This window comes from Aphanothece microscopica RSMan92 (assembly GCF_046613545.2).
Classification (GTDB): domain Bacteria; phylum Cyanobacteriota; class Cyanobacteriia; order PCC-6307; family Cyanobiaceae; genus NIES-981.
Genome location: NZ_JBKKKY020000165.1, coordinates 1 through 1,558 on the forward strand (window position 1 = coordinate 1; position 1,558 = coordinate 1,558).

The window sequence follows — 1,558 nt, forward strand, 5'->3', positions numbered from 1 at the left end:
CAGCCGCTTATGCGAGACCTCAAGCCGCCGCACCAGCTTGGCGTCGGCGTTGCGCGCCGCGCGAAAGGCGGCTTCGCCCTCAACCAGAAGCCGGGCGGCGCGCAGGTCTTCGAATGCCTCGCGCGAGATCTGGGGCACGCGGACGGAGCTGCGCGCCTTGTCCTCCTCCTCCTCGAGCGCATGCTCGGACACCAGGCGCGACAACCCATTGCGCACAGGCATAGGGCTGGTGCCAAGTTGTTCGGCAAGATCGCGAATGATTAGCACCTGCCCCGGCTCGAAAGCGCCGCGGATAAGCGCAAGTTTCAGCTTTCTGTAGACTCGTGCATTCAAATTGCGGGCTTCGATCTTCTCCAGCGGCATACTGCTTCCTTCAGGCGAGGGGCCGGCGGACGGATCATTCAAGCCGTCGGCGCATTGCCAGCCCGCGCGGGGGGATTTACGGGTCCAGACTTCTAGCCGGAACATTCAGCACTATCACGTGGCTTTGACCCAGGAGACAAGCGAGCGTTTGGAATCCGGTCTGGCCTCGGCCCGATCGCGTCTGGACGCCATGGCGCCTGATATCTCGTCGCGCCTTTTGCTGGCGGCGACAAACGGTTCTGGGGCGTCTGCCCACGTCGGTCTCGAAGATCAGGCCCGCGAGGCTCTTTTTCCGGTCGGGTCGATCACCAAGCTGTTTCTGGCGACGGCGATAGCGCGTTGGCTGGACGAGCATCCCGCCGCGCGGCTGGATGATCCGGTCGGCCCCTTGCTAGGCGATTTGGCAGGCGACCGAACGCTGACCTGGCGCATGCTCGTCACCCACACAGCAGGGTTCGATACGATCGACTGCGGCCTCATCGTGCGACCAGGCGACCAGGCCGATCCATCGCAACCGCCGTTCAGGCCAGGATTTGCAGCGCCGGCAGGCGGTTTGCCTGCGTATTCTAACTATGGCTCCGCACTTGCCGCGCGCGCGCTGGAGCAGGTGCGCGGCGCGCCGATCGACGACATCTTGCGTCGCGACGTGTTCGAGCCGCTGGGCATGACGAGCGCCCGGCTCCTCAGCGTCGATGAAGACGGCATCCGGCTCGCGCGGCGGTCGGGACAGGGCAAGTTCACTCCGCTGCATCCGTTCTACGCTGCTGTGGGCGGTGCGGCATGCAGCATGGAGGACGCGCTGCGTTTCGCGCGCTTCCTGCTGGCCGCTGCGAACGGGGACCGCACGCCGCTGTTGTCGCCGGAAGCTGCGGCGCTGTTGACGACCCCGCTGGCCGGGCCGGACGACGGCACTCTGGGGGTCGGGATGTTTGTCACATCGGTCCGAAGTCCAGGGCTGCATCTTGTCGGCCATACGGGCAGCTGGGTCGACTACGCCGCCGTTCTCGCCGCGCTGCCTGAGCGCGATGTTGCGGTGTTCGGCGCGATGCTTCAGCCGGAGACGGCCGGCCTTTCCCCGGACGCCGCGTGGGGCGCGTTGATCTCCGCCTTTAGCGAAAGTGCGGCGCGTGGGACGGCGCCGGCCGGGTGTTATGTCAGCAGCAAGCGGCTGTCCGGCCTGGACTTTCCTGTGCAC

General features: G+C 66.2%; 2 protein-coding genes. One reads left to right on the forward strand and one right to left on the reverse strand.

Annotated features, from left to right (window positions below; all coding sequences use genetic code 11):
- The coding region (locus tag ACLD7X_RS16650; RefSeq protein WP_411424804.1) for a GntR family transcriptional regulator at positions 1-363 on the reverse strand (363 nt) is incomplete at its 3' end.
- Positions 364-481: 118 nt separating this feature from the next.
- On the opposite strand from ACLD7X_RS16650, the gene ACLD7X_RS16655 reads away from it, so the two are divergent.
- A partial coding sequence (locus tag ACLD7X_RS16655) for a serine hydrolase domain-containing protein (protein WP_411424805.1) occupies positions 482-1,558 on the forward strand: 1,077 nt, incomplete at its 3' end.